Origin of the sequence: Paenibacillus sp. V4I7 (assembly GCF_030817275.1) — a bacterium.
Taxonomy (GTDB): Bacteria; Bacillota; Bacilli; order Paenibacillales; family NBRC-103111; genus Paenibacillus_E.
Genome location: NZ_JAUSZD010000002.1, coordinates 5756945 through 5783053, shown reverse-complemented (window position 1 = coordinate 5783053; position 26109 = coordinate 5756945). Strand labels below are relative to the sequence as shown.

At 45.7% G+C, this 26109-nt stretch carries 27 protein-coding genes and 1 other annotated feature; of the genes, 17 read left to right on the top strand and 10 right to left on the bottom strand.

Features of this window, described 5'->3' with window-relative positions; all coding sequences use genetic code 11:
• Positions 1–55 precede the first annotated feature (55 nt).
• Entirely contained in the window at positions 56–1315 is a 1260-nt protein-coding gene (locus tag QFZ80_RS27020) for a methyl-accepting chemotaxis protein (RefSeq protein ID WP_307552910.1), read from the bottom strand.
• Between the two features lie 284 nt (positions 1316–1599).
• On the opposite strand from QFZ80_RS27020, the gene QFZ80_RS27015 reads away from it, so the two are divergent.
• Positions 1600–1968 (top strand): hypothetical protein, encoded by a 369-nt coding sequence (locus QFZ80_RS27015; protein WP_047681433.1) that lies wholly within the window; start codon positions 1600–1602, stop codon positions 1966–1968.
• Positions 1969–2023: 55 nt separating this feature from the next.
• Here QFZ80_RS27015 and QFZ80_RS27010 read toward each other — a convergent pair whose 3' ends face one another.
• From QFZ80_RS27010 to QFZ80_RS27000, 3 genes are read right to left on the bottom strand one after another with little or no spacing between them, the layout of a single operon-like run.
• Entirely contained in the window at positions 2024–2842 is an 819-nt protein-coding gene (locus tag QFZ80_RS27010; RefSeq protein ID WP_307552914.1) for an ABC transporter ATP-binding protein, read from the bottom strand.
• Positions 2843–2875: 33 nt separating this feature from the next.
• On the bottom strand, positions 2876–3925 hold the full coding sequence (locus tag QFZ80_RS27005; RefSeq protein WP_307552915.1) for a FecCD family ABC transporter permease: 1050 nt from the start codon (positions 3923–3925) through the stop codon (positions 2876–2878).
• Entirely contained in the window at positions 3922–4953 is a 1032-nt protein-coding gene (locus QFZ80_RS27000; RefSeq protein ID WP_307561939.1) for a FecCD family ABC transporter permease, read from the bottom strand. Before QFZ80_RS27000 ends, QFZ80_RS27005 begins: the two co-directional genes overlap by 4 nt.
• Positions 4954–5132: 179 nt before the next feature.
• Here QFZ80_RS27000 and QFZ80_RS26995 point away from each other — a divergent pair, with 179 nt between their 5' ends.
• The 7 genes from QFZ80_RS26995 (at position 5133) to QFZ80_RS26965 (ending at position 11892) form a co-directional block, all read left to right on the top strand.
• Positions 5133–6131, top strand: coding sequence for an ABC transporter substrate-binding protein (locus QFZ80_RS26995; RefSeq protein WP_307561937.1), 999 nt, complete (start codon positions 5133–5135; stop codon positions 6129–6131).
• 628 nt (positions 6132–6759) lie between these two features.
• Complete coding sequence (locus QFZ80_RS26990; protein WP_307561935.1) at positions 6760–7146, top strand: FadR/GntR family transcriptional regulator; 387 nt, start codon at positions 6760–6762, stop codon at positions 7144–7146.
• Positions 7127–7438, top strand: a complete 312-nt coding sequence (locus QFZ80_RS26985; RefSeq protein WP_307561933.1) for a FadR/GntR family transcriptional regulator — start codon at positions 7127–7129, stop codon at positions 7436–7438. Before QFZ80_RS26990 ends, QFZ80_RS26985 begins: the two co-directional genes overlap by 20 nt.
• Positions 7439–7557: 119 nt before the next feature.
• The gene (locus QFZ80_RS26980) at positions 7558–8913 is read left to right on the top strand and encodes an ABC transporter substrate-binding protein (RefSeq protein ID WP_307552922.1); all 1356 of its coding nucleotides are present in this window, start codon (positions 7558–7560) and stop codon (positions 8911–8913) included.
• 69 nt (positions 8914–8982) lie between these two features.
• Entirely contained in the window at positions 8983–9864 is an 882-nt protein-coding gene (locus tag QFZ80_RS26975; protein WP_307552924.1) for a carbohydrate ABC transporter permease, read from the top strand.
• 2 nt (positions 9865–9866) lie between these two features.
• Entirely contained in the window at positions 9867–10700 is an 834-nt protein-coding gene (locus tag QFZ80_RS26970) for a carbohydrate ABC transporter permease (RefSeq protein ID WP_307552926.1), read from the top strand.
• 31 nt (positions 10701–10731) lie between these two features.
• Positions 10732–11892, top strand: coding sequence for a trans-sulfuration enzyme family protein (locus tag QFZ80_RS26965; RefSeq protein WP_307561931.1), 1161 nt, complete (start codon positions 10732–10734; stop codon positions 11890–11892).
• A 195-nt stretch (positions 11893–12087) separates the two neighbouring features.
• Here the strand turns inward: QFZ80_RS26965 and QFZ80_RS26960 are convergent, their stop codons facing one another.
• Positions 12088–12327, bottom strand: a complete 240-nt coding sequence (locus QFZ80_RS26960; RefSeq protein ID WP_307447511.1) for an alpha/beta-type small acid-soluble spore protein — start codon at positions 12325–12327, stop codon at positions 12088–12090.
• A 158-nt stretch (positions 12328–12485) separates the two neighbouring features.
• On the opposite strand from QFZ80_RS26960, the gene QFZ80_RS26955 reads away from it, so the two are divergent.
• The 6 genes from QFZ80_RS26955 to ilvD all read left to right on the top strand — a co-directional run bounded on the left by QFZ80_RS26955 (position 12486) and on the right by ilvD (position 19254).
• Positions 12486–12983 (top strand): hypothetical protein, encoded by a 498-nt coding sequence (locus QFZ80_RS26955; protein WP_307552930.1) that lies wholly within the window; start codon positions 12486–12488, stop codon positions 12981–12983.
• Position 12984: 1 nt separating this feature from the next.
• Positions 12985–13632, top strand: a complete 648-nt coding sequence (gene rnhA / locus QFZ80_RS26950) for a ribonuclease H (RefSeq protein WP_307552932.1) — start codon at positions 12985–12987, stop codon at positions 13630–13632.
• Positions 13633–13785: 153 nt separating this feature from the next.
• Complete coding sequence (locus QFZ80_RS26945; RefSeq protein WP_307561929.1) at positions 13786–14880, top strand: sugar ABC transporter substrate-binding protein; 1095 nt, start codon at positions 13786–13788, stop codon at positions 14878–14880.
• A 70-nt stretch (positions 14881–14950) separates the two neighbouring features.
• Positions 14951–16459, top strand: coding sequence for a sugar ABC transporter ATP-binding protein (locus QFZ80_RS26940; RefSeq protein ID WP_307564248.1), 1509 nt, complete (start codon positions 14951–14953; stop codon positions 16457–16459).
• A gap of 1 nt (position 16460) precedes the next feature.
• A complete protein-coding gene (locus tag QFZ80_RS26935) occupies positions 16461–17447 on the top strand; it encodes an ABC transporter permease (protein ID WP_307552935.1) in 987 nt (328 codons plus the stop codon).
• A 121-nt stretch (positions 17448–17568) separates the two neighbouring features.
• On the top strand, positions 17569–19254 hold the full coding sequence (gene ilvD / locus QFZ80_RS26930; protein WP_307561928.1) for a dihydroxy-acid dehydratase: 1686 nt from the start codon (positions 17569–17571) through the stop codon (positions 19252–19254).
• A gap of 413 nt (positions 19255–19667) precedes the next feature.
• On the opposite strand, the gene QFZ80_RS26925 is transcribed toward ilvD, so the two are convergent.
• The gene (locus QFZ80_RS26925) at positions 19668–20801 is read right to left on the bottom strand and encodes a permease (RefSeq protein WP_307561927.1); all 1134 of its coding nucleotides are present in this window, start codon (positions 20799–20801) and stop codon (positions 19668–19670) included.
• A 159-nt stretch (positions 20802–20960) separates the two neighbouring features.
• Positions 20961–21226 (top strand) — a binding site (T-box leader).
• A 64-nt stretch (positions 21227–21290) separates the two neighbouring features.
• On the opposite strand from QFZ80_RS26925, the gene trpS reads away from it, so the two are divergent.
• The gene (trpS, locus tag QFZ80_RS26920; protein ID WP_307552941.1) at positions 21291–22274 is read left to right on the top strand and encodes a tryptophan--tRNA ligase; all 984 of its coding nucleotides are present in this window, start codon (positions 21291–21293) and stop codon (positions 22272–22274) included.
• 77 nt (positions 22275–22351) lie between these two features.
• On the opposite strand, the gene QFZ80_RS26915 is transcribed toward trpS, so the two are convergent.
• Positions 22352–22534, bottom strand: coding sequence for a DUF5325 family protein (locus QFZ80_RS26915; protein ID WP_029194821.1), 183 nt, complete (start codon positions 22532–22534; stop codon positions 22352–22354).
• 154 nt (positions 22535–22688) lie between these two features.
• Here QFZ80_RS26915 and QFZ80_RS26910 point away from each other — a divergent pair, with 154 nt between their 5' ends.
• Positions 22689–22916 carry an alpha/beta-type small acid-soluble spore protein gene (locus tag QFZ80_RS26910; protein WP_056829533.1) on the top strand — a complete coding sequence of 76 codons (228 nt, stop codon included), beginning with the start codon at positions 22689–22691 and terminating at the stop codon, positions 22914–22916.
• Between the two features lie 129 nt (positions 22917–23045).
• Here QFZ80_RS26910 and QFZ80_RS26905 read toward each other — a convergent pair whose 3' ends face one another.
• A complete protein-coding gene (locus QFZ80_RS26905; protein ID WP_307552944.1) occupies positions 23046–24029 on the bottom strand; it encodes a metal-dependent hydrolase in 984 nt (327 codons plus the stop codon).
• Between the two features lie 157 nt (positions 24030–24186).
• Here QFZ80_RS26905 and QFZ80_RS26900 point away from each other — a divergent pair, with 157 nt between their 5' ends.
• Positions 24187–24483, top strand: coding sequence for a hypothetical protein (locus QFZ80_RS26900; RefSeq protein ID WP_307552946.1), 297 nt, complete (start codon positions 24187–24189; stop codon positions 24481–24483).
• A 58-nt stretch (positions 24484–24541) separates the two neighbouring features.
• Here the strand turns inward: QFZ80_RS26900 and gerQ are convergent, their stop codons facing one another.
• Positions 24542–25090 carry a spore coat protein GerQ gene (gene gerQ / locus QFZ80_RS26895; RefSeq protein WP_307552948.1) on the bottom strand — a complete coding sequence of 183 codons (549 nt, stop codon included), beginning with the start codon at positions 25088–25090 and terminating at the stop codon, positions 24542–24544.
• A gap of 169 nt (positions 25091–25259) precedes the next feature.
• A complete protein-coding gene (locus QFZ80_RS26890; RefSeq protein ID WP_307561925.1) occupies positions 25260–25946 on the bottom strand; it encodes a response regulator transcription factor in 687 nt (228 codons plus the stop codon).
• Positions 25947–26109: the final 163 nt, after the last annotated feature.

Genomic DNA, 26109 nt, shown 5'->3' with positions numbered 1-26109 from the left:
CAAAAAAGGCTTTCCCATGACCGAAGTGGGAAAGCCTTTTTTGTACGAATAAAGCTTATAACTTGAAGACCTGAATCGTCTGTTGTAATTGTGTGACAACACGCGTCATCTCTTCGGCTTGTGTAACGATCCCTTGTACCGTAGTGATCTGCTCATTCATAGAAGCGGAAACCTCTTGTGTGCCAGCCGCTGATTCCTCCGTGATCGCCGATATGTTCTCCATCGCCGCGGCGATTTGTTCGGAGCTTGTCAGCATTTGCTCGCTTTCTTCCGCGAAGCGGGTAATTTCTTCCGAAATAAAGCCTACGCTTCCGACAATCTCAGCAAAAACAATTTCGGTTTGCTCGATTAACACGGTTTGTTTCTTCACGACATCTTCATTCACTTGAATGCTGCGAATGGCTTCTTGAATACCTTGCTCGATGCTTTTCACGAAACCGAATACTTCACGTGTAAGAGAGGTTGACTCTTCAGCTAGCTTGCGCACTTCCTGAGCGACGACTGCAAAGCCCCGGCCATGTTCGCCAGCTCTAGCAGCTTCGATGGAAGCGTTGAGGGACAAAAGGTTCGTTTGCTCAGCAATCTCGGAAATGGAACGAGTAACGCTGCTGATGCCTTCAGCTTGACGAGCCAGCATATCGATTGTATCAGATACCTGCTGTGTAACTTCTACATTTCGTTTCATACCGATGCCTTGGCTTTCAACGGACGTGCGTCCTTTTTCTACAAGGGTCATCATCTGATCCGAGCGATCTTTCATTTCTTTCGCAGACCCGGCATAATTGACGATTCTCACTTCAATGTCTTTGGAGGTAATCGAAACACCAGAAACTTCTTCTGAAATTTGCCCGGCACCCGAGGCCAGCTCGTGGGCCGAAATACTCACTTGTTCTAGGACTGTACGGAAGCTTTCATTTTTAACATAAATATCACGGCTTGTTTGAAAAACCTGCTTCGAAATTGTTCCTGTGTCGCGAAGAATTTCGCGTAGTTTATCTATCATTTTGTTAAAGGATTGGCCAAGCTGCCCAAGTGTATCATCTGAGGTTACGGTTACTTTTTGAGAGAAGTCCCCTTTGGAAATGTTGAGCGCTATTCGGGATAAATCGGCAATGGGTTCCGTTAGCTGATTCTCGAACCATCGAATGAACGGGTAGCCGCCTCCAAGAATAATAAGTAGGAATATGATACCAAGTAAGCGATTCCAATCTGAAGCAAATGTCACAATCAACATGAAGATTGAATTCAAACCAATAAGTGCATAACAACCAAGTTGTAGTTTCTTTCTGAACGATAAGGTTGATACTTTATCCAATCCGACCGACTCCTCTGCGAAATTTGTTTATTTGTGTTGGAATCCATGATGTATGCTTGCAAATTATAACATTGAATCTGGAAATATTCTACATCATTTCGACAAAAATCGTTCGTTTCTTACATTTGAAATGGGAATTTTATTAACATTACATAAAAAATAGTAAGAATTGTTTGAATAATGTAAATAAACTGTTGAATAATGTAAATAGTGTGAGTATAATAGGTCTACAGTCACATAAATTACATAATAAGTAAAAAAAATAAAACTTAAGGAGGAAAGTAATGAATTTGGATCAGATACCACTCGCTAGACAAATCGATTTGGTGTTTAGAAAGATCAAAGAAGAATTATCACATGTGAATTCCGGTACTGTGTTTGTTCACATTCGCAACAATGAAATTGGTAAATTCGGCATTAAGCACCTTCCATTTGAGAGCAAAGACGGGGTATTGCCTGCAACTACGACCAAAGGTTTGACGGAGCTGCAGTATCAATCCTTTCGGCAGATGGCCATTGAATCATTGAAACGGAAGAAAAGCTGGACCCATGGTGAAATTTTGTTCGATTTCACAATTAGGCAAAACCTGGTATCTGCAAGTATTATGTTCGAGAGCAATTATAATATGGCTAATTTTGCAAGAACGATTTAGCACTTATACCTTTAATCGTAAACAGCCCCGGTCACTTAGATGACCGGGGTTGTCATTATTTATGGGGAAGAACGCGACCCTTTCCGTAAGGGATACACATAGGTGTTCGGAAGATAGGATCGGGCGCAACGCTGCATTTCATATCGAACACATCTAGAAGCAGCTGCTCGTTCACAATGTCTTCCGGCTTACCTTCTGCATACACAGAACTATCCTTAATGGCGACGATGTGATGGGCATAACGGCAGGCCAGATTGATGTCATGCAGCACCATCACGATCGTGCGTTGTTCGTTCTCATTCAGCTCAAACAATAAATCCAATACCTCAATCTGATGGGTTAAGTCCAGATAAGTAGTAGGCTCATCAAGGAGCAGTGTAGGGGTGTCCTGAGCCAGTGTCATAGCGATCCATGCTCGTTGGCGCTGCCCGCCAGATAAGGAATCCACACTGCGATCCGCGTAAGTGAGCATATTCGTAAGCTGGAGAGCATGCATGACTTTGCTCTCATCTTCAGATGACCACTGCTGCAGCCAACTTTGATAAGGGTAGCGTCCTTGCTTCACGAGCTGTCGTACGGTAAGCCCTTCGGGCGCGGAAGGTCCTTGTGGGAGAATGGCCATTTTCCGGGCTACCTCTTTTGTGGAGAGTTTGGCGATTTCCGTGCTATCCAGGAGGATTGCACCTGATTTCGGCTTCAGCAGTCTAGCAAGCGATCGTAGAAGTGTTGATTTCCCACAGCCATTGCTGCCAATAAACACGGTAATTTTGCCTTTAGGTATTTGTAAATTCAAGCTGTGAAAGATGGTCGTCTCTCCGTATGTCAACTGAAGCGATTGTGCTTCTAGTGCTTTTTCTTTTTCAAGGGTGGGCATAGGTCGATTCTCCTTTAAGTAAAACCGCTGTTGTTAACCGCGATTTCTACTGCGATATAGCACATAGATGAAGATAGGGGCGCCGATAGCTGCTGTGAATACACCTGCCGGAATATCGAGCGGTTTGAACAAGAAGCGTCCAGCTAAATCAGCCAACAGCAAAAGCAGGGAACCAGTCAATGCGGACACAGGGATAAGCGCACCGAAGCTAGCACCTACGAGCTTGCGGGAAATGTGCGGAGCCATGAGACCAATGAAATTGATCGCACCTCCGAAGGCAACTGCAGCCCCTGATAGTGCAACGCTTAGGATGATCAATAGGAAGCGTTGACGTTGAACGTTGCTTCCAACACTACGGGCGATATCTTCGCCTAAGGATTGTATGGTAATGTGCCGCGCATACAAGAAAATGATGGGAATTAACAGCACGACCCATGGTAAGAGCGGGTAAACCGCTTTTTTCCAGGAAACTCCATAAATACTGCCTGTCATAAAGGTCAGAGATTGATTAGCCAGAATAATCGGACCGGAAAGCAGCATGAGATAGGAGAGTGCGCTCATCGCAGCTGTAAGTCCCGTCCCAATCAGAACAAGCCGCAGAGGTGTGATTCCATTTTTCCATGAGAGTGAATAGACCAGTAAGGTAGCGACGAAAGCACCAATAATAGCTGCAACTGGCAGCCAGTGAATACTGACTTTATCTGAGAAAAAAAAGAAAAAAGAAACTGCTCCAAGTGTAGCCCCGCCCGTTGTGCCAATCGTATCCGGCGAGGTTAGCGGATTTCGTACAATGCCTTGCAGGATGGCTCCGGCTACACCTAGCGATGCACCAATCAAGACAGCAACAATGACTCTAGGTAGACGCAAAGTTCTAACGATCATCGTGCTTGGATCAGTCCCGTAACCAAAAACAGCGCGAACGACTTCAGCAGGTTTAATATAGATGCTTCCTATTCCTGTACTCAGAATCATCACGACGATGACAGCTAGGAGTAGAAAAAGAGAAACAATCAGAGATTTCTTACTGATCAGATAAGAGAAGCCTCTTTTTCGAATGGTAACATAACGATGGGAATGGCTCATTTCAGAAGTCCCCCTTTGCGAGCGATGTAGATGAAGAAGGGTACTCCGAGAATGGCTGTCGCTACACCGACATGTACTTCCTTAGGCATAACAATGAAACGAGCTATAATGTCAGCTCCAACTAAAAGAATGCCGCCTAGAACCGCACAATACGGAATGACCCAGCGATAATCGATTCCAACAAGAAAGCGAACGATATGCGGAATGATAATTCCTATGAAAACAATCGGACCCGCAACAGCAACAGAGCCCCCGGCAAGAATGACAATCACTACTGCGGTAATGAATTTCACGTATACGGTGCGTTGTCCAAGCCCTTTGGCTACATCATCCCCCATTGATAATATGTTGATGTGCGGCGATAGAAATATCGCACTAATCCAAGCGATTAATATATAAGGGTAAACGGATTGGAGCATGGCCATAGTCCGTCCTTCAACAGATCCGACAAGCCAGTATAAGACCTGGTCAAACGCTTTACCGTTTCCAAGCAAAATGCCTTGAGTTAGTGAAGCGAAAAATGCCGTCATTGCTGAACCAGCGAGTGTAATTTTCATAGGCGTTAAACCGTCGCGGCCTAGGGAACCGAGTCCATAGACAAGGGCAGAGCTGAATGCAGCACCGAGAAATGCAATCCAAGTAAATTGCGTAAGGCTGGAAACATTAAAAAATCCAACGGATAACACAATGGCAAAGGCTGCGCCTGAATTAATGCCGAATATGCTTGGAGAAGCGAGCGGATTCCGTGTAATAGCTTGCATAAGAGCTCCTGCAACAGCCAAGCTTCCTCCTACGAGAGCAGCTATCAAGGCTCTTGGGATGCGTACGGTTTGGATGATAATAGCCTCGTTTGTTGGTTTGGCGGCTTGATCAAAGGAGGTCATAATGTGATCCCATGAATACGTATGTAGGCCGAACATGACGCTGCTGAGCATCATTGCAGCCAACAAGCAGCAAGCTGCGAGTAATCCAATACTTTTATAGAAATGGTGGAGACGTACTTTGCTTGAATAACTTGAATTGTTCATGAATGAGTGCCTGCTTCCTTAAATGCTGCTTCATTTATTTTAATGAGTATGACTAGCGAAGTCAACGAATATGATAATCATTATCAATATATATTGACAGGCAGGTGATAAATTAGTAATATATGATAGATAATGATAATCGTTATCATCAAATGACAGCGTGGAGGGAACTCATTTATATGTTTGGAAAAAGAAATCATCAACAAGGAAGAGCTTGGGCTCTTATTGCACTTATGTTTATTCTGTCGGTTGTTTTAACAGCTTGTGGAGATAAGCCAAGTACACAATCTTCGGCATCTGCAGCACCTCAAGAATCAGCGAAGGCGGATAGTCCTCGAACCATTAAACATGCCATGGGGGAATCGGCTGTACCAGCGAATCCAAAGCGTGTTGTCATTTTGACCAATGAAGGAACGGAAGCACTTATAGCGTTAGGCATTAAACCGGTAGGTGCCGTTGAATCTTACTATGGTAGCCCATGGTTTGATCATATTAAAGCTGATATGCAGGGTGTGACGACAATCGGCGGTGAATCACAGCCGAATTTGGAGTTGATTGCATCGCTTAAACCCGATTTAATCATTGGCAATAAGATGCGTCATGAGAAAGTCTACGATCAATTAAAAGCCATAGCTCCAACGGTCTATTCGGAGACGCTGCGTGGTGAGTGGAAAAGTAACTTCAGCTTATATGCCGATACGTTAAATAAGAAAGCCGAAGGCGATAAAATCATCGCAGCTTTCGATAAACGCATTGAGGATTTCAAAAGCAAAGCAGGTGATAAGCTGAAAGAGAAAGTGGCTGTCGTCCGTTTTATGGGTGGCAAAACTAGATACTATTACGGCAACATGTTCACGGGTGTTATTTTTAAACAAATCGGCATGGTTCGTTCGGATGCTAAGAGTGATGAGAAATCATTTGAAGACATTACCAAGGAGCGTCTAACGGAGCTTGATGCTGCGGATAAAGTGTTTTATTTTACCTATGAGACCGGAGATGGCAAAGGGACCAAGCAAGAACAGGAATGGATGAATGACCCGCTCTGGAAAAATCTTAAAGTGGTCAAAGAAAATAAGCTTATCAAAGTGAATGATGCGACATGGAATACAGCCGGCGGTGTCAAAGCGGCTAACATTATGCTGGATGATTTGTATAACCTATATCAAGTGAAGCCTTAAATCTAAGGGGCTGTCCTAAAAGTAGATAAAATCTATTTGAGGACAGCCCCTTTTCTTAGGTTAGGGAGGGAATGATTAAGCCTATTCTTACTTAAGATAGTTAGCTAAGAGAGAGTGGATATGGATAATCATTCGGTAAGTAAATGTGTTTGCCTAACTTTTTGTTTGCTGGTTTTTTGAAGAAATGGAGAATTAGAAAGGCAAGTTGTACAGCATACAACAATTTCCTTGATTTCTACTTGAAAAGCTATGAATGTTGTATGGTGTACTACAATTTAGCTTTTTTTTAGGCTTTAGAGCTACTTTAGGCTGAAATTGTTGTATTTTTTGCAACATTGTCGTGGATAACACGGATTAGCTTACCTATTGTTGTACAAAGTACAACTTTACACGGATAAGAAAGCAAAAGCTTTACGTCTTCTCTTGTGGCGTAGCTTGCTTTGTAGACAATCATACAATCACTCTCCCAAGGACTGCGTAAGCCGTTCATTTTGTGCTCCCGAAACAGTACGAATTTAAACGTTCAAAGGTGAAAACTTCGTTCGTTTGGCTTGACAACTGCATAGAATTCATACTATGATTCACCTGTCTGATAGGTACACAGGTTCGAAGATAAGGGGAAAAATCGATGCCGAAAATTCAGAAATACAATGTTCATGAACTAGTAGCACAAGAAATTCAACGATATATTGAGGAAAATGCTTTGAAAGAGGGAGACAAGCTGCCTTCCGCCGGAGAACTGACCGCGATGTTTGGTGTTGGCCGTTCGTCCTTGCGGGAAGCTCTGCGTTATTTGGAAGCCGTTGATATTGTTCGTGTAGAGAACGGTAAGGGTATTTTTGTGCGTGATGTTGATACGTTTCGTTTCACCGGCAAAGTGAAGGTGGAAAACGAGAAGAAGTTCTTACTTTCAATTCTTGATGTGCGTCGTGCACTCGAGGGCAAAGCGGTGGAGCTATCCGCACGGAATATCAATGCGAATCAATTGAAACGAGTTGGAAAAAATTTTACATGAATATAAAAGGCTAAAAGAAAGCGGGAAAGATACCTCGCAAATCGACCTTGCTTTTCACCAACACATTATTAAATCTTCAGGTAATCCGATCTTGGAAAGCGTCATTAACTCTATGAGCGGCCTTTATCAAAAGTTTTTCAACGATCCGCTTGGAGAGAAGCGCTTATTTGATGAGACCTATCCTTTCCATCATACGATTTACGAGGGGATTTCCCAGCATGATCCAGAAAGAGCGACAGGCGAGTTTCATCAAATGATGGATTGTATCGAGAAACTGATCAAAACCTACTAAAAAAAATGTCGATTTTTTTACTTGACGGAGAAAGCGGTATCAATTATGATCAACCTATCAGACAGGATGACTGGATGATACATCATAATCTAATCGCAACCGAGGAGGGGTATCTTCTTATGTGGGAAAAGAAAAAGCGTAAAGTATGGCCAACAGTAGTTGCATCTACGATGCTAATGGGGTTGCTCGCAGCTTGCGGCAGCAATACAGACACTGCAAAAAGTGATGCGAAAGGCAATAGCGATCAAGCAGGTGCCGGAGCAAGTTCTGGAAAAGTGGTTACCGTTCATATGATCGAGAGCTTGACGAGCCCGAAACGGACCGACATTCTCAAAGCGATGATTTCCCAATTCGAGAAAGAGAATCCGAACATTAAGGTCGATCTCATCTCGCCTCCGTTCGATCAAGCGGATAACAAGATTAGAACTATGCTTGCAGCTAAACAAGAACTAGATGTTCTAGAAGTAAGAGATTTGAACATCGCGGAGTACGTGAACAACGGGTACATTGATCCGCTCGATACTTACACAGGTACTTGGAAAGACTTCAGTACAGTAACAGCTGTGGCCAAGTCAATTGCAACGAATAACAATAAACTCTATTTCATTCCGAACGGCTTGTACCAGCGTCAATTGTTCTATCGTAAAGACTGGTTCGAGGAGAAAGGCTTGAAACCGCCGGTTTCCTACCAAGAACTATATGAAACGGGCAAGAAGCTAACTGATTCTGCTAAGAACCGGTACGGGTTCTCATTCCGAGGCGGTATGGGGTCTGCAGGCATCACCGATCAGATGGTACTCGCTTATAACGGGGATCAGGTGAATTTGGAAGATGCGCAGTTCTTAAAGAGCGGCAATACGATTTACTCTTCACCAGAAGCTAAGGAAGCCATTGAATTGTATATGAAAATTTATAAAGAAGCTTCACCTTCGGATGCTGTCAACTGGGGCTTCCAAGAGCAGGTACAAGCGTTCACTTCTGGTGTAACCGGCATGTTGCTGCAAGATCCGGACGTCATTCAAACCATACAAGAGAAAATGAAGCCGGAGCAATGGGCAACGGCACCGATGCCAACGGGACCAAACGGCAAGGCCCTCATTCAAGCAGGTGGAGCTGGTTGGGGTATCGCATCCCAATCCAAGAACAAAGAAGCGGCCTTCAAGTTGATCGCCTTCTTGTCTAATCCCGAGCAGAATACTGAGTTTGGTAAAAAGTACGGCTTAGTACCAATTCACACCACAGCGGCAAACGATGAGTACTTCAAAACAGGTCCTTACAAAACGTTGCTGGATATGTCCAACAAGCCGGACGTATTCATGAACTACAAGCCGCCGTTCCAATATCCAGGCACGGGACAATGGAATCAAGCGAGCATGGAGTCTGGCCAAGCGTATTTGCTCGGTAAGTTCACTGTCGTCGACGTTCTGAAGAAATGGGACGCTTATTGGATGGATCAAAAGTCGAAGAAAAAATAGCGTTTAACCTTCGTAATGGGTGGCGATTCGCTGCCCATTACCATTTTTCTATATGAGGTGGTGCATCTAATGAAGAGTCGGCAGCCGTTCATCTTATTTGGTTTGCTCCCCGCTCTATTACTGGTCCTTATTTTCACGTATTATCCGTTCCTAAAGGGCGGCATCATGGCGTTTCAAGAATACAAGCTGTTCGATCTTAGAAATGTCCATTTTGTCGGTCTGCAAAATTTTCGGGATGCATTCAAGGATCCAAAGTTTTTGACTGCTTTGCAGAACAGTGCGTACTGGGTGTTTTTTTCCTTAGTATTTCAATTTCTCATCGGGCTTACGCTTGCGCTGTTAATGAACAAAAAATTCCGGGGTAGAGGGATTTACCAAGGTTTAGTGTTTTACTCATGGGCGCTCTCAGGGTTTCTGATTGGGATGATTTGGAAGTGGATGTTCAACTCACAAATCGGCGTCATCAACGATCTTTTGCTCAAAACCGGAATAATCGAAACGCGAATCGGATTCTTGTCGGATCCAAAATGGGCGATGATCTCTGTCATTATCGCGAACGTATGGTATGGTATCGCATTTTTCGCAATTATGCTGCTCGCAGCGCTGCAATCAGTACCATCCGAGCTGTACGAAGCTGCCGAGATGGATGGAGCGAGCGAGGCACGCAAGCTGATTAGCGTTACGCTGCCCTACATTTTGCCGACGATCATTACGACTACTCTCCTTCGGGTCATCTGGATCTTTAATGATCCTACGATCATCTACGGCATGACGAACGGTGGACCAGCAGGAAGTACGCACATTTTATCATCATTAATGCTGGATAAAATCATTTACGCCGGTGATTACGGCGCGGCATCCGCAATCGGGGTTGTCATGATCGTGCTTCTATTGCTTTACACGTTGTTTTACTTATCCGTAACCAAATCTGAAAAGATGGGGGATTTCTAACCATGAAGACGCGCTTACAATTCATAGGTCCATTCAAGGTGTTTTTTCTAGCGCTTCATCTAGTGATCATGGTGTTCCCGCTATATTGGATTTTGATTACTTCATTAAAACCTCAGAATGAAATTTTCACATATCCGCTTAAATATTGGCCGACGAATATTACATTCGACAATTATATCAACATTTTTAAAATATCCAAATTTCATGTCTACATCGGTAATAGCTTGTTGGTAGCTATCTCATCAGCACTGATTGTTATTGTGATCTCCGTTTTGAGCGCTTATGTCCTTGCCCGTTTTCAATTTCGCGGACATCGGCAAATTATGTTGGCGTTTTTCGCGACACAGATGCTGCCAGGATTCATTTCGCTCGGGCCACTTTACCTCATGATGACGCAATTGGATTTAATTAATTCCAGAATCGCTCTCGTACTCATGTACACGGTGGGGTTGATACCATTCTCGACCATTATTTTACGGGGCTTCTTTCAACGCATTCCTGCCAGTCTGGAAGAGGCGGCAATGATCGACGGTTGCTCACGGCTAGTTGCCCTAATCCGGATTATCGTGCCAATCATGATGCCAGGGATCGCATCGACTTTTATTTTCGCATTCGTGCAGAACTGGAACGAGTTGTTTATGGCGGTCATGTTCATCGATCACGACCTACTTAAGACGATGCCTGTGGCATTGAACTCACTTATTCTCAAATATGACGTCGATTGGGGCGCCATGTCGGCAGGCACCGTCTTGTCCGTCATTCCAACCGTCTTTCTGTTCGCGTTCGCGCAGCGTTTTATCGTAGAAGGCCTCACGCAAGGCGCAGTGAAGGGCTAAGCAGCAAATTTCGGATTGGAGAGAAACATCTATGAATAAAGATCAATCGGGGGATTCGCTTTACACCAAGGCGGCGCATGACCCGTACGATACTCGACACCATGGGGCGATTAACGTCCCCGTCTATCAAAACAGTTTATTCGCCTTCGAAACTCACGAACAATTCGATTTGGCCATGCAAAATGTGTTAGGGCATCATGTCTATTCGCGCGGCAACAATCCGACCGTTCGCAATCTGGAGGAGAAGCTTGCCCAAATGGAGGGTGGCGAGGACGCGAAGTGCTTCGCTTCGGGGATGGCTGCCATTACAGCGGCAGTTCTTTCTGTTGTCCAGCAAGGCGATCATATTGTCTGCGTGAATCACGCTTACGGTCCGACACGCGAGTTTCTCGGATTATACCTGGTCAAGTTTGGTATAGAGACGACTTTCGTTGACGGGACCGAACTCAGTAATTGGGAAGAAGCCATCAAGCCAAATACGAAGTTGATGTATTTGGAAAGTCCGACAACGATGACGTTCGAGCTTCAAGACTTGCGTGCGTGTGCTCAGCTTGCCGCGAGCAAGGGAATCAAGACCATCATCGACAACACATGGGCTACACCATGTCACCTAATGCCAATTACGTTAGGTATCGATCTGGTTGTCCATTCTATAACGAAATATATATCCGGACATAGTGATTGCTTGGGTGGGGTTGTCATCGGTTCACTGGAACTCATGACTCGACTTAGCAATTTGGAGTATATGCTATTCGGTGGGATCATGACGCCACAAACAGCGGCGCTAGTGATGCGTGGATTGCGGACACTTCCTCTTAGAATGGAACGCCATCAGCGTAGTGGGATGCTCATAGCCGAGCATATTAGCAAACAACCTTACGCCGTTCACGTCCACCATCCAGGACTCTCTACGCATCCTCAACATGACTTGGCCCTTCAGCAGCTAATAGGGTTCAGCAGCTTATTCTCGTTCGAATCGTTCGAATCGTTGGAGAAGCTGAAGGCTTGGGCAACAAAGCTCCAGTATTTCAAAATTGGCGTTAGCTGGGGCGGTTTTGAAAGTCTAGTCAACGTAAATGTGGTGCGGAGCGGAAATACTGAGCGGCACATTGTCCGCCTTTACGTGGGCCTTGAGGATCCGCAGGATCTGATTCGGGATATAGACGAAGCGGCTGCGGCTACATTAGTATGAACATCATCCCCCGAGGGGATAAGCTCGGAGAAGCGTATGCGGCAACTCGCAAATACGGTTCTGTAAGAGGCCTATGCAGCACTTGTGCATGGGCTTCCTTTATTTATTCGTCAGCATAAAAATAGAAGAGCTTTCTTCCAAGTAGTTTGCTACTTAAAAGAAAGCCCTTTTTAAACGTAAGTATAGGGGGAACTGTTATCTGCTGAATTTACCGGCTGCGCCGCCAGCAAGTTGCTGTTCAGCAATTTGAACGAGACGACGAGTGATGTTACCACCGATTGCTCCTGTATCACGAGAAGCCATATAGCCGTAGTAGCCGTCTTGAGGAATTTGGATGCCTAATTCTTGAGCAACTTCAAACTTCAATTGGTCTAGAGCTTGTGTAGCTTGTGGAACAACTAGTTGGTTGCTGCTACGAGATTGTCCTGATGCCATCTGATATCACCTCCAGTAATGGTAGTATAATCTTTTTTAGGAATTATACTCATAACTTAAATTGGAAATTTTCACCACAAAAAAACCTTAAAAGCAGGAATGCACAGTCTTTGCTATAATGAGAAAACCGAATAAAGGGGAGAGCGGAGGCAGGAGTTATGTTTGATATATCCATAAAGGGCTGGTCCCTAGATAAGGATTTGCAAATTATTCAGGCAGATGTCCTCATGGCGGTGGACGATAGTATTATTATTGAAGAGCCTCTCTGTGTAGATGTGGGGCTTCCAGCGTTCTTGTACAGTACCCTGCATGATACCGCGCCGAATCGTTTTGCGCCAGCGGATGAATGGGAGCGTATGCCGTTCTTTGTATGCGGCTGCGGAGATCCGGAATGCAGAGGTTTTTCGTTCGTTGTCCGTCATTTGGCGGATGAACAAGTGGAACTCGCATCTGTTGAGGAACGCTCTAATGGAACGTACCGCGAGCTTGAAACGCATATAATCCCTAGCTTGGAGTACAGCAAGAAGGTTTTGGCGGTAGGAGAATCTTATCTTGCGTTTATTAAAGATTTGGACTATCGGCCTTATTTCGGTGACACAGTGAAAGTTGTCGAAGATCTTGTACATCAAATACATCAACAATTACGGAGTGAATAAGATGGCAGCAGTGAAATATTATGTGGTTTGGGTGGGGCATCAACCAGGGATCTACCGTACGTGGGCTGATTGTCAGGCTCAGACCAAAGGTTATCCGCAAGCTAGATTTAAATCGTATGAATCGGAGCTGGAAGCACGTCAAGCACTAGAGAAGGGGTGGCAGAAGTCGCTCAATTTCTCTGGAAAAGGGGGGACAACTGTGACTTCCACGGGCAAGTCAGCAACCCCTGAGACGGCTCCTGAAGTTGACTATAATAGTATCTCTGTGGATGTTGGCTGTTCCGGGAATCCAGGAATTGTTGAATACAAAGGTGTCGACACGAAGACGGGCGAGATTATTTTCTATCAAGGCCCTATCTCCAAAGGCACGAATAATTTAGGTGAGTTTCTTGCAATCGTTCACGGGCTTGCTTATTTGCAGAAGCAAGGCAGTAATAAAACCATTTATACCGACTCAGTCACAGCTTTGAGCTGGATACGTAAAAAAGAGGTTTCCACTAATCTAGTTAGGGATGCTTCCACAGAAGAAATTTGGACATTAGTTGATCGGGCGTTGAAATGGCTCAAAACGAACACCTATACCAATAAAATTATGAAGTGGGATACGCGGAAATGGGGAGAAATCAAGGCTGATTTCGGAAGAAAATAAAAAAAGTCGAAATGTAAGAGAAAATATCTTCAAACATATTGACGGGAAATCCTCCCAATGCTAATATACAGTAATTCCTATTAAATTACTCGGCATAATTTTCGATAGAGTTGATAGGAAATAGAGTAAAGCATTAGATCGGGAGGGTAACTCATGAAAAGAACGAAATTAGGCGGTTTATTTATCATCTTGGCTTTAATAGGAAGCTTGCTTGCGGCCTGCGGACAAAAAGAGAGCAGCAGCGCTTCGGCAACACCTGCAGCAAGCGCGAGTTCGACTGACGCAGCTAAAGCAGCAGATTTAAGCGGAAAGAAAATTGCACTCGTGATGCAATTCAATACAGGTACATTTTCATCTCAGTATGTAGAAGGTGTGAAGGAACAAGTAGAGAAGCTTGGCGGTAAGGTAACGGTATTCGTTGCTGATACGGACCTGGCGAAAATGTCATCCAATCTGGATGCAGCGATTAATCAGAAATTCGATGGTATTCTCATTGATCACGGAACAGCTGAAGCGTTGGAAGCAGGCGTGAAGAAAGCACTAGAAAAGAAAATTCCAGTTGTAAGTTTCGATTCGATTCTTTCAGTTCCGGGCGTTACGTCCTTAGAGCAGGGCGATGAGAAGATGGCTGAAGCCACGCTAGAACAGCTTGCGAAGGATGCCGGCGGTAAAGGGAACATCGTGAAAGTATGGGTAGCCGGCTTTGCCCCGATGGAACGCAGACAATTGGCTTACCAAGCTTTCCAAAAGAAATATCCAGACATTAAAGAAGTGGCTGCATTCGGGACAGCCAAAGATCCAGCGTTAGATACACAAACGCAAATGGAAGCGATTCTGAAGAAATACCCGAACAAAGGTGACATCACAGCGGTATGGGCAGCATGGGATGAGTTTGCGAAGGGCGCTTCCCGTGCGATTCAACAAGCAGGTCGTACAGAAATTAAAGTATACGGGATCGACCTTAGTGATGAAGACTTGCAATTGCTGCAAGATCCGAAAAGCCCTTGGGTGGCATCAGCAGCGGTAGATCCGAAGGATATCGGTCGCGTGCAGGTGCGTTACCTGTATCAAAAGCTGCATGGTGATCAAACGCCTGAGAAAGTGGTATTGGAGCCTGTTTATGTATCCAGAGATCAACTGCCGAAGGACAAGCAAATAAATACAACACAGCTTAGCGAATACGTCAAAGGCTGGGGCGGAAGCCAACAAGGCTATACGGACTGGTTGAAAGCTGCAGAAAAAAAATAATGTAATCCAAATAGGGTCCCATCGTCATTATGCGATGGGACTTTCAGATTGAGATGAGAGGTGAATGATGATGTCGGTAAACAATGGATCTTTGCTGCATATGAGAGGCATCACCAAATCGTTCCCCGGCGTGAAGGCGCTGCAGGAGGTTGATTTTGACCTGCAAAATAGAGAAATTCATGCCTTGCTCGGGGCTAACGGTGCTGGAAAGAGTACCTTGATGAAGATTTTATCAGGCGCTTATACCCCTGATAAGGGGCAAATTTCTATAAACGGCCAGTCTCTCAACATACAGACGCCTAAGGAAGCAATGAACCAAGGCATCTATTGCGTCTATCAAGAAGTGGACACAGCCTTAGTAGCTGGGCTTACGGTAACCGAAAATGTCATGATGGATAAAATGGTTCAAGGCGGGGCTTGGGTCAGTTGGAGAAAGCTGCATCGCGAAGCCGAAGCGATTCTAGCAAAGATCGGGGCTGCGTTCTCTGTTCGCAGCAAGGTGGACGAGCTGAGCATCTCCCAGAAGCAGCTCGTACTTATCGCTAGAGCGATGGCGCACAAGGCCAAGATCATCATTTTCGACGAGCCGACAGCGCCGCTCAGTCTGGAGGAGTCAGAGCGGCTGTTCCAGATCATGGACAGCCTGAAACGTGAAGGGGTGGGGATTATCTTCATCTCCCACCGCTTGCAGGAAGTGTTCCGCGTCGCTGACCGGATCACGATCATGCGCGACGGCCGCCACGTGCTCACGCAGGCGGCTGCAGACATGGACATCGCCGGTGTCATTGAGGCGATGCTGGGCAAGACCTTCACCGAGGAGTTCCCCAAAGCCGATGTTCCAATCGGCGATACCCTCCTCGAGGTGAAAGGGCTGCGCCGCGGCACCAAGGTACGCGGCGTTAGCTTTGCCCTCCGCCGAGGTGAAATCCTCGGCGTCGTGGGGTTGGTCGGCGCCGGGAAGACGGAGCTGAGCCGACTGATCTTCGGCGCCGACGCCGCGGACGGCGGCGAGGTGTGGCTCGCCGGGCGCAAGCTCGCGCTGCGCCATCCGGAGGATGCCGTGCGCGCCGGCATCGCGCTCGTGCCCGAGGAGCGCCGCAAGCAGGGCGTCCTCGTGGAGGAGACTGTGAAGCACAATCTGTCGCTTCCGATATTGCGCAAGCTGAGCTCGCTCGGCTTCGTGCAGCGCGGCGCAGAGAGTGCACACGCTGCGAAGATGGTGGAGCAGCTGGGCGTGCAGCCTAGTGATCCGAATCGCGCCCTGAAGCATCTAAGCGGCGGGAATCAACAGAAGGTGGCCGTGGGCAAATGGCTGCCGACGGGTGCTGATGTCTATTTGTTTGACGAGCCGACCAAAGGGGTCGATGTTGGCGCGAAAAGCGATATTTTCCGCTTGATCGGTCAGTTGGCCTCGGAAGGTAAAGGCATTATTTATTTATCCTGTGAGCTGAATGAAATTATAGGAATTGCCGATCGCATTTTAGTAATGAGCTATGGTTCTGTAGTGAAGGAGCTCTCCCGCGCGGAAGCGACGCAGGATCTCATTTTAACGTATGCGAGTGCGGGGGAGGCTGAATAGCATGAAGGAAAGAAGTTTGGATTTTACGTTTAAATACGGCGCTTTGTTCATCATAGCATTGGTGGTTCTCGTCTTTTCGATCATCAATGAGAATTTTATGACTTATGACAATATCGCGGACATTTTAAGGTCCATATCTATAGTGATGTTTGTCGCTATTGGGGTCACGTTATCGCAGATTGTAGACGGCTTTGATTTATCCGTGGGGTCAACGGTTTCATTATCCACTGTGGCTGCGGCGGCTTTGATGGTGTGGTACCAACAGCCACTCATTGTGGTCATCATTGTTCCTCTTATTATTGGAGCTATCATCGGTCTCATAAATTCTTGGCTTATCGTAAAAATTCGCATTCCGGATCTACTTGCTACTTTAGCGGTAATGTACATCATCGGTGGCGTGCAAAAAACGTATACGAAAGGCTTTTCCATCTATAATAATATGAGATTCCAAGACGGCACAGTGGCCAAAGGGAAGTTTACGCCGGAATTTCTCTGGATCGGACAAGGCAAGCTTCTTGGCGTTCCTGTGCCTGTTATACTTATGATTGTAGCTGTTATTGCTGTGCATGTCTTTCTGACGTATACTCGCTGGGGGCGCCAGCTCTATATTACGGGAGGCAATCGGGAGGCAGCACGTCTCTCTGGGATTTCGGTTAACAAGATCCGCTTAGCGGCCTATGTGCTGTCCGGCATTTTCGCAGCGTTCGGAGGTATTCTGTATGCTTCTCGTGTCGGTTCAGGACAAATTGATGCCGGTGCTCCACTTCTGATGGAAGCTGTTGCCTCGGTATTCGTCGGGTATTCCGTGCTTGGTGCAGGGAAACCTAATGTCATTGGGACTTTCTTTGGCGCTGTATTGATTGGCGTATTGCTCAATGGACTTACGATGCTAAATGTGCCTTATTTCGGATTTGATATTGTAAAAGGTGGGGTTTTGGTGCTGGCACTAGCCATTACTTTCGTCCATTTGAATCGACGCAAAGCCTAAGGTGGAATGTTTGGTGTTACTTTGACGCGTTATCATACTAAAGGCAGAAATTTTACGAGAAGTGTGGTATGATAGATTCATTGTTTTTCTCAAAAGAAAAGAAATTTAGGAGGAATTGAGAATGGCTCATCCAAAACAGCGCAGCGATATGATTAAAAAAGGATTCGACCGCGCTCCGCATCGCAGTTTGCTGCGTGCAGCCGGTGTTAAAGAGGAAGATTTCGGCAAGCCGTTTATTGCGGTTTGTAACTCTTATATAGACATTATTCCTGGACACGTTCATTTGCAAGAGTTCGGTAAACTCGTGAAGGAAGCGATCCGTGAAGCAGGCGGTGTTCCTTTCGAATTCAACACAATTGGTGTTGACGACGGTATTGCAATGGGGCATATTGGAATGCGTTATTCCTTGCCAAGCCGTGAGATTATTGCCGATTCCTTGGAAACGGTTGTTAATGCCCACTGGTTCGATGGCCTTATCTGTATTCCTAACTGTGATAAAATTACACCCGGTATGATCATGGGTGCTCTCCGCGTTAACATCCCAACGATGTTAGTGAGTGGCGGTCCTATGAAAGCCGGTAAAGATAAAAACGGGAAATCCATTTCCTTGTCTTCGGTATTCGAAGGCGTGGGCGCTTTCCAAGCGGGTAACATTAATGAAGCTGATCTTGAAGAATTAGAGCAATACGGTTGTCCGACATGCGGATCATGTTCCGGTATGTTTACAGCAAACTCCATGAACTGCTTAGCTGAGGGTCTTGGTCTGGCAATGCCAGGTAATGGTACAATTCTTGCCGTTGCGGATGAGCGTAAGCAATTTGTTAAAGATTGTGCGAAACAATTGATGGTCTTGATTGAAAAAGACATCAAGCCTCGTGATATCGTTACGATCGAAGCGATCGATAATGCATTTGCACTCGATATGGCTATGGGTGGTTCCACGAACACGGTTCTTCACACATTAGCTATTGCGGCTGAAGCAGGAATCGAGTATCCGATTTCTCGTATTAACGAAGTGGCAGAGCGTGTTCCTCACCTTGCGAAAATCGCTCCGGCATCCGATTACCACATTGAAGATGTGCATCTAGCCGGTGGTGTTAGTGCGATTATCAATGAGCTGCTCAAAAAGCCGGGTGCATTTGACGGTGACCGCATGACAGTAACTGCCAAAACGTTGCGTGAAAATGTGGCGGGCTGTGAAATTGTGAACCATGATGTGCTGCGTCCAATTACGAACCCGCACAGTGAAAGAGGCGGACTAGCTGTATTGTTCGGTAACCTTGCTCCTGAGGGTAGTATCGTTAAAGTCGGTGCCGTTGATAAATCCGTTGGCGGTCGTCACGTTGGTCCAGCCATTTGCTTCAACTCGCAAGACGAAGCTTTGTACGGTATTGCGAACGGTCATGTTAAAGAAGGCCATGTCGTTGTTATCCGCTACGAAGGACCGAAGGGTGGACCTGGTATGCCGGAAATGCTGGCTCCTACTTCCCAAATCGTAGGTATGGGTCTTGGCGCGAAGGTTGCATTGATTACTGATGGACGTTTCTCCGGGGCATCCCGTGGTATCTCCATCGGTCATATTTCTCCTGAAGCGGCTGAAGGCGGACCACTAGCTTTCGTACACGACGGTGACATCATTGATGTGGACATGGACGGCCGTAAAATCGAATTGCAAATCAGCGATGAAGAATTCGCGAAACGCCGCGAGAGCTGGACAGAGTTCCAACCGAAAATCCAAACCGGATATCTGGCGCGTTATACAAAAATGGTGACAAATGCTAGTGCAGGCGCCATTCTGAAGTTTTAATTATTTATATAAAAAAGGAGTCTCGCGATTGATGCGAACTCCTTTTTTATATGCTAGAATTTATATGTTTTGGGGTTTGGGGTAAGCAAGCTTACTTCTTTTTTATTCGTGCGTGCAGATAAGCTCGTTTTCCGAGCTTAATCTGCACGGGCTCGCGAGACCGGCTTAGAAGCCGATTTCCGGCTTCTCAGACTCTGTCAACGAGCTTCGGCTCGGAGAGCTCTCGCTATAAGCGCGGTTTCGCGCTTATTTGTTCTGGCGCTCTGGAATAAGCGCGTTTTCCGCGCTTATTCAGAACGAACGCGCAGGATGGTCTGTGTCTCGCCTGAGAACGTCGATTTGGCAGGAATTTGCTGTACTTTTTACATCCAACAAAAAATCCTACTACTGTCGAGGGGCTCCAACATCTCCTTTTAAGCAAAAAAGAAATTCATAACAAGCAATGAGCCCCCCAATACCGTAACAGCGACGACGATGGAGAGAGTCAGCACGAAGCGGGCTTTAAAGATGGAGAGCATCATCAGCGTGCTTTTGACGTCGATCATCGGGCCGAACACAAGGAAAGCCAATAAGGAGCCTGGAGAGAAGGAATTGGCGAAGGAGGCAGCCACGAAAGCATCTGTAGTGGAGCACAGGGAGAGCAGGTAGGCAAAGCCCATCATGAACACATGTGAAATGAAAGGTCCCTGACCGATCGCAGATAAGCTGTCTTGGGCAACGAATGTTTGGATAAGAGCGGTCAAAAAGGCGCCTAGCATCAAGTACTTACTCATTTCGAACAGCTCGGTCGTACCGTGGCTGAACATAGTCATCGCGCGACCACCGCCGTGCGAGTGGTTGTGACCGTGGTGATGATCATGATTGTGTTCATGTTCATGATGATTATGATGGTTATGGTTATGGTGATGGTCATGGTCGTGATCATGATCGTGAATGTGATCAGCGTGATGTTCAAGGCTGGAACCCCCGTGGTGGTGCAGCGTATTTGCCTCATTGTCGATAGGATGACGCAAAGGACTGCTTTTCAGGAAACGAGTCAGCAGCAATCCTACGGTGAGCGCAACGCCAAATGTAAGCCCCATTCGCGAATATGCCATTGAAGGCTCCCCACGAAAAGCCATGAACGTCGAGGCGAAGACAATAGGATTCAGAATCGGACCGACGAGAATGAAGATGACGGCTATGTACACAGGCATTCCTTTCCGCATGAGCCGACGAACGAAAGGAATCATTCCGCATTCACAGAGCGGGAACATGATGCCAAGAACGCAGGCAAATAAGATACCTCCTAGCGGGTGCCGCGGTGTCATGCGTCTGATGAACGCTTCAGGAATGAAGTTTTCAACAACCGTGGATAGAAGGACGCCTAGTAACATAAAAGGCAAAGCGTCGAGAAAAATATCCATGAAGGCTGTAAAGACGTGCTTGATTTCATAAATGACCAAACCCATAGGAGGAAGCTCTCTCGTTGTCACGATTAAGATTAGGAGAAACGCGCAAATCATCGTGGAGATAGGAAGGCTCCAGCGATATAGAGTCGATGGCAATTCAATGACACCCCTTTGTCCGTTGATGCGTCCCCGAAGGACGCGGAGTTATTTTATCCATGGAAAGGCTAGTATGATCTATCCTATGTACATGCAGGTCCAGATAGGACAACGTCCTTGATTGACAATCGATTGTTAGGGTGTATAATTATATAAAATCAATTCGCGATGATAGGAACAAGTAAGTTTGTTTTCCGTTTCTCAGAGAGCCGGTGGTTGGTGTGAACCGGTGAAACAAGCAAACTGAATGGATCCTTGAGCATGAGGCTGAACACAGCATGCAGGTTGCCGGAACCTAGGCCGGAGAACATCCTCATCTGTCTAAGTATGCCAAACGGCAGCTCCCCGTTATCAGAGCCTGAAGGTCTTATTGAACAATTGTTCAAGGACAAATTAGGGTGGTACCACGGTCTCTCGTCCCTTGCGGGGAGAGGCCTTTTTGTTGTTTTTTAAACCATAAATAGTTAAGAATTCTGGAGGGATTATCCAATGAAACGAGTATTATCCGGTATGCAATCCAGCGGACAGCTGACGATTGGCAACTATATTGGCGCACTTCGCAATTATGTGAAGCTGCAGCATCTGCATCGCTGTTATTTTATGGTCGTAGATATGCACGCCATCACGGTTCCGCAGGATCCGGCAGCTCTGAAGGAGCAAACAGAGTCTATAGCTTCGCTTTATGTTGCTTCGGGGCTAGATCCAAGTAAGGCATCCATTTTCCTGCAATCCCATGTCCATGCGCACGCAGAGCTCGGCTGGATCATGACGACGCTGACGCATATGGGAGAGCTGGAGCGTATGACACAGTTTAAGGACAAATCCGAAGGCAAGGATTCCGTCGGTGCTGGCCTATTTACGTATCCATCCCTGATGGCAGCAGACATCTTGTTATACAATGCGGACCTTATTCCAGTTGGAGATGATCAGAAGCAGCATTTGGAGCTGACGCGCGATTTGGCGAACCGCTTCAATAACCGGTTTGGTGAAATGTTCGTCATGCCGCAGCCTTATATGCCTGAGATTGGTGCGAGAATCATGTCTTTGGATGATGCAACCAAAAAGATGAGCAAAAGCAGTCCGAATGCAGGTAGTTACATCGCCATGCTGGATGAGCCGGATGTAATCCGGAAGAAGCTGAGCCGTGCGGTCACTGATTCAGGCCGTGAGGTGAAGTATGATCCACAGAACAAGCCTGAGGTCAGTAATTTGATGTCGATCTACTCACACTTTGCTGAGATGAGTGTAGCTGAGATTGAAGCCAAATACGATGGGCAAGGCTATGGTCCTTTCAAAAAGGATCTAGCTGAGCACCTCGTAGCTGTTCTCGAGCCGATCCAACAACGCTATCGTGAAATTCGCAGCTCAGGTGAAATTTTCGACATCTTGAAAAAAGGTGCGCAGGAAGCCGCTGAAGTGGCTGATCAAACCCTGCTCGAAGTGAAGAAGCGGATGGGTTTCGTTGTTATATAAAAAGCAAAAAGAGCTCAAACAGCTAATATAGCTGTTTGGGCTCTTTCTCTTTTTGACAATAGTTGTAGATTCCTTCGTTAAGACCGCGTATTTTTCTTGCGAATCTTAGCTTTAACCGCAAATCCATATCCAATAAAGCCTAACGAGATGATGGAACAGGCAAGGATCATCCAAGGCTGCCTGAGGGCAATGAATAAGCTGATGGAGGCGAGCAGCAGGGTGCCAACAACAGCGAAAAGAAGAGCTAGTGGTTTGCTCATGAACGTGACCTACTTTCTAGAAGATTGAACAGTGTCTTCTTATTTTAAACTTTTTTGATCGCTGTGCATATAAATTCATTTCCTCCACATACTATCTTTGCAAGCTTGCAAATACATCAAAGATTATAGCTGACTGAAAGGAGTCTGAATCCTTATGGCACAAAATCGTAGCAGTAACACATTGGTAGTTCCACAAGCCAACCAAGCTTTAGATCAATTGAAATATGAGGTAGCTCAAGAGCTGGGCATCCAAATTCCTCAAGATGGTTACATGGGTTATATGGCTACTCGCGATGCTGGTGCAATCGGGGGTAACATTACTCGTCGCTTGGTGCAAATTGCTGAGCAAACGCTAGCAGGACAATCTGGCTTCCGTAGCTAGAACCTAACTTCGTTCATAGCTTTCCCGTTTTGTGTAACAATAAAGCTCAGGGGCCTAAAACCCTCTGGGCTTTTTGTTTGTCTTTTTTTAAATGTAAAAAAAGACGCGTTTGGTTAACGCGCCTCTTTTCTAATAAAGCTCAACTTTCAGCTTCTTTTCAAGCCTAGTTTCACTTACCCAGCCCACATAAGAATCGAGTGTTTGGAAATTGTGATCCATCCGGATAACACCTACGAAAGGATACTGCTTGCGGTGACGATAACGCACATCAGCCCATCTTACTTCGTAGCCCCAACGATGTTCTTTCACTTCAGCACATGTGAAGGATGAGAAGTAGAGTAAGGCTTGGATGTCTTCGTGACTTTTGGACACCTCGATGGCTGGATGGTCCTCACATTTGACGGTGTCGATCCACCTAAGCTTCGAATTCTTCAGTTCACCCAACTGGAAGGTACCGTCTGTTCTTCGTTTCACTACGTTCCACACATAGAGGTTGAATGTTACAATAAGTGTGTATTTATCCCCGGGCATATGGGTTGGGTCTTTGCGATAAAGCCCTTTTTCTACGATGTAATGGTCAAGAGAGCGCCAGATGTAATATAGGGCGATAACCCCGTACAAAGTCGGGAATACCAGTTTTGGACTAGCGACGTTGAAAGACCACATGAAAATAGCTGCGATGTGGCTTGAAAAGATAAAGGGATCAAAGATGTGTATAATGTTCCATGACACCCACTTTTCAGAGAATGGCCGGAACGCTTGTGTACCATATGTGTTGAAACAATCTGTGAAGACGTGAAAGCAAACGGCGATTCCTACCCACATACCAAGGTGCAATAAGGGGATTCCATGGAAGAAAAGAGCAAGAGCTCCAGTGATCAGCAGCGTCCATAAAAGTAAAGCTGGCAGAGAGTGAGAACGACCGCGGTGATTTCGAATGTAAGTGGCGTTCCCTTTAAAACGGAGCAGCCCGTCCACATCCGGAATCTGTGAGCCAATAACAGTTCCTATGAAGACCGCAGTGGTTGCCGCTGTGTCCGCAGAAACGCTAGGGTCAATTTGAGACAGTCCCGCTAACCCTAAACCAATTACGAGATGAGTGCCTGTGTCCAAATGGGTTTCCTCCTAAGAATTTTCCGTAGAAAATTTTCTTCGTAAGCATGGGCCGAGTTTTCCTTAGGAAAACTTACTTCATAAGCATGGTCATTTATCCGTCTTTTTATTAGTTTACCATTTTGGAGCAAAAAATAAATCAGAGGGAGATCTAAAAATGTCCAAAGTTTTTGTAGAGTATGCCATAAAACCCGCTTTTCGGGACTCTTTTCTCATCTATATGCAGGAATGGCAGCGGCGGGAAGGGCGGTTTGAGCTCCTGGAGGGAACGGATCAAGAAGGGCTTTTTGTGGAAATTTGGAAGGAAGTTAGCTATGAGGAGTATCTTTCTTTGAAACAAGAACGTTTGCATGAAACCGAAAATGCTTCACAGCAAGCCAAATGGGAAGAGTGGATTGAAGGCGGCCTGCGCAAACTGCATATGTGGCATTTCACAGAATCGACTTCTTCATAAGAAAAAGCCGCTGCTCAATAAAAGAGCAGGCGGCTTTATTTTATACGTGATCTTGTTATTATCTCTGTTGGCCAGGTACGCCGCCAGAGTATGGATAGAGATACTGAAGTTCCTCGTCGAATGTAATGTAATCTAGATTCACCATGAGCAATAAGAAACGCATACCGGTAGCTGGATCGCTGATGATAATATGATCGCGGCCAGCTGCCTCCAGTTTGCCTTTGAAAATTTTGGCATTCCATTGCGAGTTATTTTCGTATGTCATGTAGATTGTAGCCATCTTGCCAAGGTTCAAACGAAGAATATTTTCGATATAGGATTCTTCCATGGGGAGTTGACCAGGCACATTTACACCAGTTTGCAAACCGCCAGTTTGCAGGCCAGCAGGTGGAAAAGCAGTGCCTGCAGGTGGAAAAGCAGTTCCGGCAGGTGGAAAAGCAGTTCCGGCAGGTGGAAAAGCAGTTCCAGCAGGTGGAAATCCAGCTCCAGCAGGTTTATTCGCACTCGTTGTTGGAACGGGATAGGCCGGATATGGATATCCGTAAGGGACTTGCGTGGTCATGGCAGGGTTTCCTAGGTTACCGATTCTGTAAGGGCTGTTCAACATGATCGTATTTCCTCCTTGAGCTTTCCTTGAGAAAGCTTTCTTCATAATTGAAATGTAAAACAAATTCTTAGTACGTGTCATTATCCATAATCATCATATTGTGCATCTGCCTATTTGGTGACTGGCTTTTTGCTTAATTATCCCAAACAAAAAAAGCCCCATAGGGAGCTCACGTAAGTAGAAATTTATAACCGACACCCCAAACCGTCTTAATATATTTTGGTTCTTTCGGGTCAGCTTCTATTTTTTTGCGAAGGTTTGCGATATGTACATCGATTGCACGTTCAGTTACATAGGAATCGAATCCACGGACCCGGTTTAAAAGCTCCTCCCGGCTGTATACTCGTCCTTGATTCTGCCAAAAAAGTTTCATAATTTCAAATTCAGAGAAAGTGGTCTCTATTATTTTTCTATGTACAAAAAGGGAACGCTTCTCTAGATCCAAATGAACGACTTGCTCAGTCGAATCGGTAAATTGAACTAGCGGAGGAAAGGCATTTGAACGTCGCAGTAAAGCTTGTATTCTTGCTGATAGTTCCCTCATTGAGAATGGTTTACATAGGTAATCATCAGCGCCGGTCTGCAAGCCTTTAACGCGATCGGAGACTTCATTTTTGGCGGATACCATAAGAATGGGGATTGTTGACGAATTTCGGAAGTCTGTGCATAGCTGAATCCCGTCAACATCAGGCAGCATAATATCAAGCACGATGACATCAGGTTCGAAATCTCGGAATAACAATTCGCCTTGACGTCCTGTTTCCGCACGCATGACTTGATAACCTTCTTCGTACAAATAAATTGACATCATTTCACCGATGCTTAAATCATCTTCAATAATTAAAATTTTAGACATAAACGTTCCCCCCCTCCTTTTCCTTCAAAAGGTTCGGTACTCGATATGCCGGGACGCAACATTCGATCCTCTATATGCATGTTATCATTATACATTTTGTGACGTCCAGCTTATCTTTATAATTAGTTCCTTCGTATGAAAAAAAAGAAGCTGGACGGTACTT

Bases quoted from the DNA above. Each gene is read 5' to 3' on its own strand.
- ilvD (WP_307561928.1), top strand. From the start codon at position 17,569: ATGGCTCATCCAAAACAGCGCAGCGATATGATTAAAAAAGGATTCGAC.
- QFZ80_RS26965 (WP_307561931.1), top strand. From the start codon at position 10,732: ATGAATAAAGATCAATCGGGGGATTCGCTTTACACCAAGGCGGCGCAT.
- QFZ80_RS26890 (WP_307561925.1), bottom strand. From the start codon at position 25,946: ATGTCTAAAATTTTAATTATTGAAGATGATTTAAGCATCGGTGAAATG.
- QFZ80_RS26955 (WP_307552930.1), top strand. From the start codon at position 12,486: ATGTTTGATATATCCATAAAGGGCTGGTCCCTAGATAAGGATTTGCAA.
- QFZ80_RS26970 (WP_307552926.1), top strand. From the start codon at position 9,867: ATGAAGACGCGCTTACAATTCATAGGTCCATTCAAGGTGTTTTTTCTA.
- QFZ80_RS26995 (WP_307561937.1), top strand. From the start codon at position 5,133: ATGTTTGGAAAAAGAAATCATCAACAAGGAAGAGCTTGGGCTCTTATT.
- QFZ80_RS26910 (WP_056829533.1), top strand. From the start codon at position 22,689: ATGGCACAAAATCGTAGCAGTAACACATTGGTAGTTCCACAAGCCAAC.
- QFZ80_RS26990 (WP_307561935.1), top strand. From the start codon at position 6,760: ATGCCGAAAATTCAGAAATACAATGTTCATGAACTAGTAGCACAAGAA.
- QFZ80_RS27000 (WP_307561939.1), bottom strand. From the start codon at position 4,953: ATGAACAATTCAAGTTATTCAAGCAAAGTACGTCTCCACCATTTCTAT.
- QFZ80_RS26945 (WP_307561929.1), top strand. From the start codon at position 13,786: ATGAAAAGAACGAAATTAGGCGGTTTATTTATCATCTTGGCTTTAATA.
- QFZ80_RS27010 (WP_307552914.1), bottom strand. From the start codon at position 2,842: ATGCCCACCCTTGAAAAAGAAAAAGCACTAGAAGCACAATCGCTTCAG.
- QFZ80_RS26975 (WP_307552924.1), top strand. From the start codon at position 8,983: ATGAAGAGTCGGCAGCCGTTCATCTTATTTGGTTTGCTCCCCGCTCTA.
- QFZ80_RS26940 (WP_307564248.1), top strand. From the start codon at position 14,951: ATGTCGGTAAACAATGGATCTTTGCTGCATATGAGAGGCATCACCAAA.
- trpS (WP_307552941.1), top strand. From the start codon at position 21,291: ATGAAACGAGTATTATCCGGTATGCAATCCAGCGGACAGCTGACGATT.
- QFZ80_RS26900 (WP_307552946.1), top strand. From the start codon at position 24,187: ATGTCCAAAGTTTTTGTAGAGTATGCCATAAAACCCGCTTTTCGGGAC.
- QFZ80_RS26960 (WP_307447511.1), bottom strand. From the start codon at position 12,327: ATGGCATCAGGACAATCTCGTAGCAGCAACCAACTAGTTGTTCCACAA.
- QFZ80_RS26915 (WP_029194821.1), bottom strand. From the start codon at position 22,534: ATGAGCAAACCACTAGCTCTTCTTTTCGCTGTTGTTGGCACCCTGCTG.
- rnhA (WP_307552932.1), top strand. From the start codon at position 12,985: ATGGCAGCAGTGAAATATTATGTGGTTTGGGTGGGGCATCAACCAGGG.
- QFZ80_RS27015 (WP_047681433.1), top strand. From the start codon at position 1,600: ATGAATTTGGATCAGATACCACTCGCTAGACAAATCGATTTGGTGTTT.
- QFZ80_RS26935 (WP_307552935.1), top strand. From the start codon at position 16,461: ATGAAGGAAAGAAGTTTGGATTTTACGTTTAAATACGGCGCTTTGTTC.
- QFZ80_RS26980 (WP_307552922.1), top strand. From the start codon at position 7,558: ATGTGGGAAAAGAAAAAGCGTAAAGTATGGCCAACAGTAGTTGCATCT.
- QFZ80_RS27005 (WP_307552915.1), bottom strand. From the start codon at position 3,925: ATGAGCCATTCCCATCGTTATGTTACCATTCGAAAAAGAGGCTTCTCT.
- gerQ (WP_307552948.1), bottom strand. From the start codon at position 25,090: ATGTTGAACAGCCCTTACAGAATCGGTAACCTAGGAAACCCTGCCATG.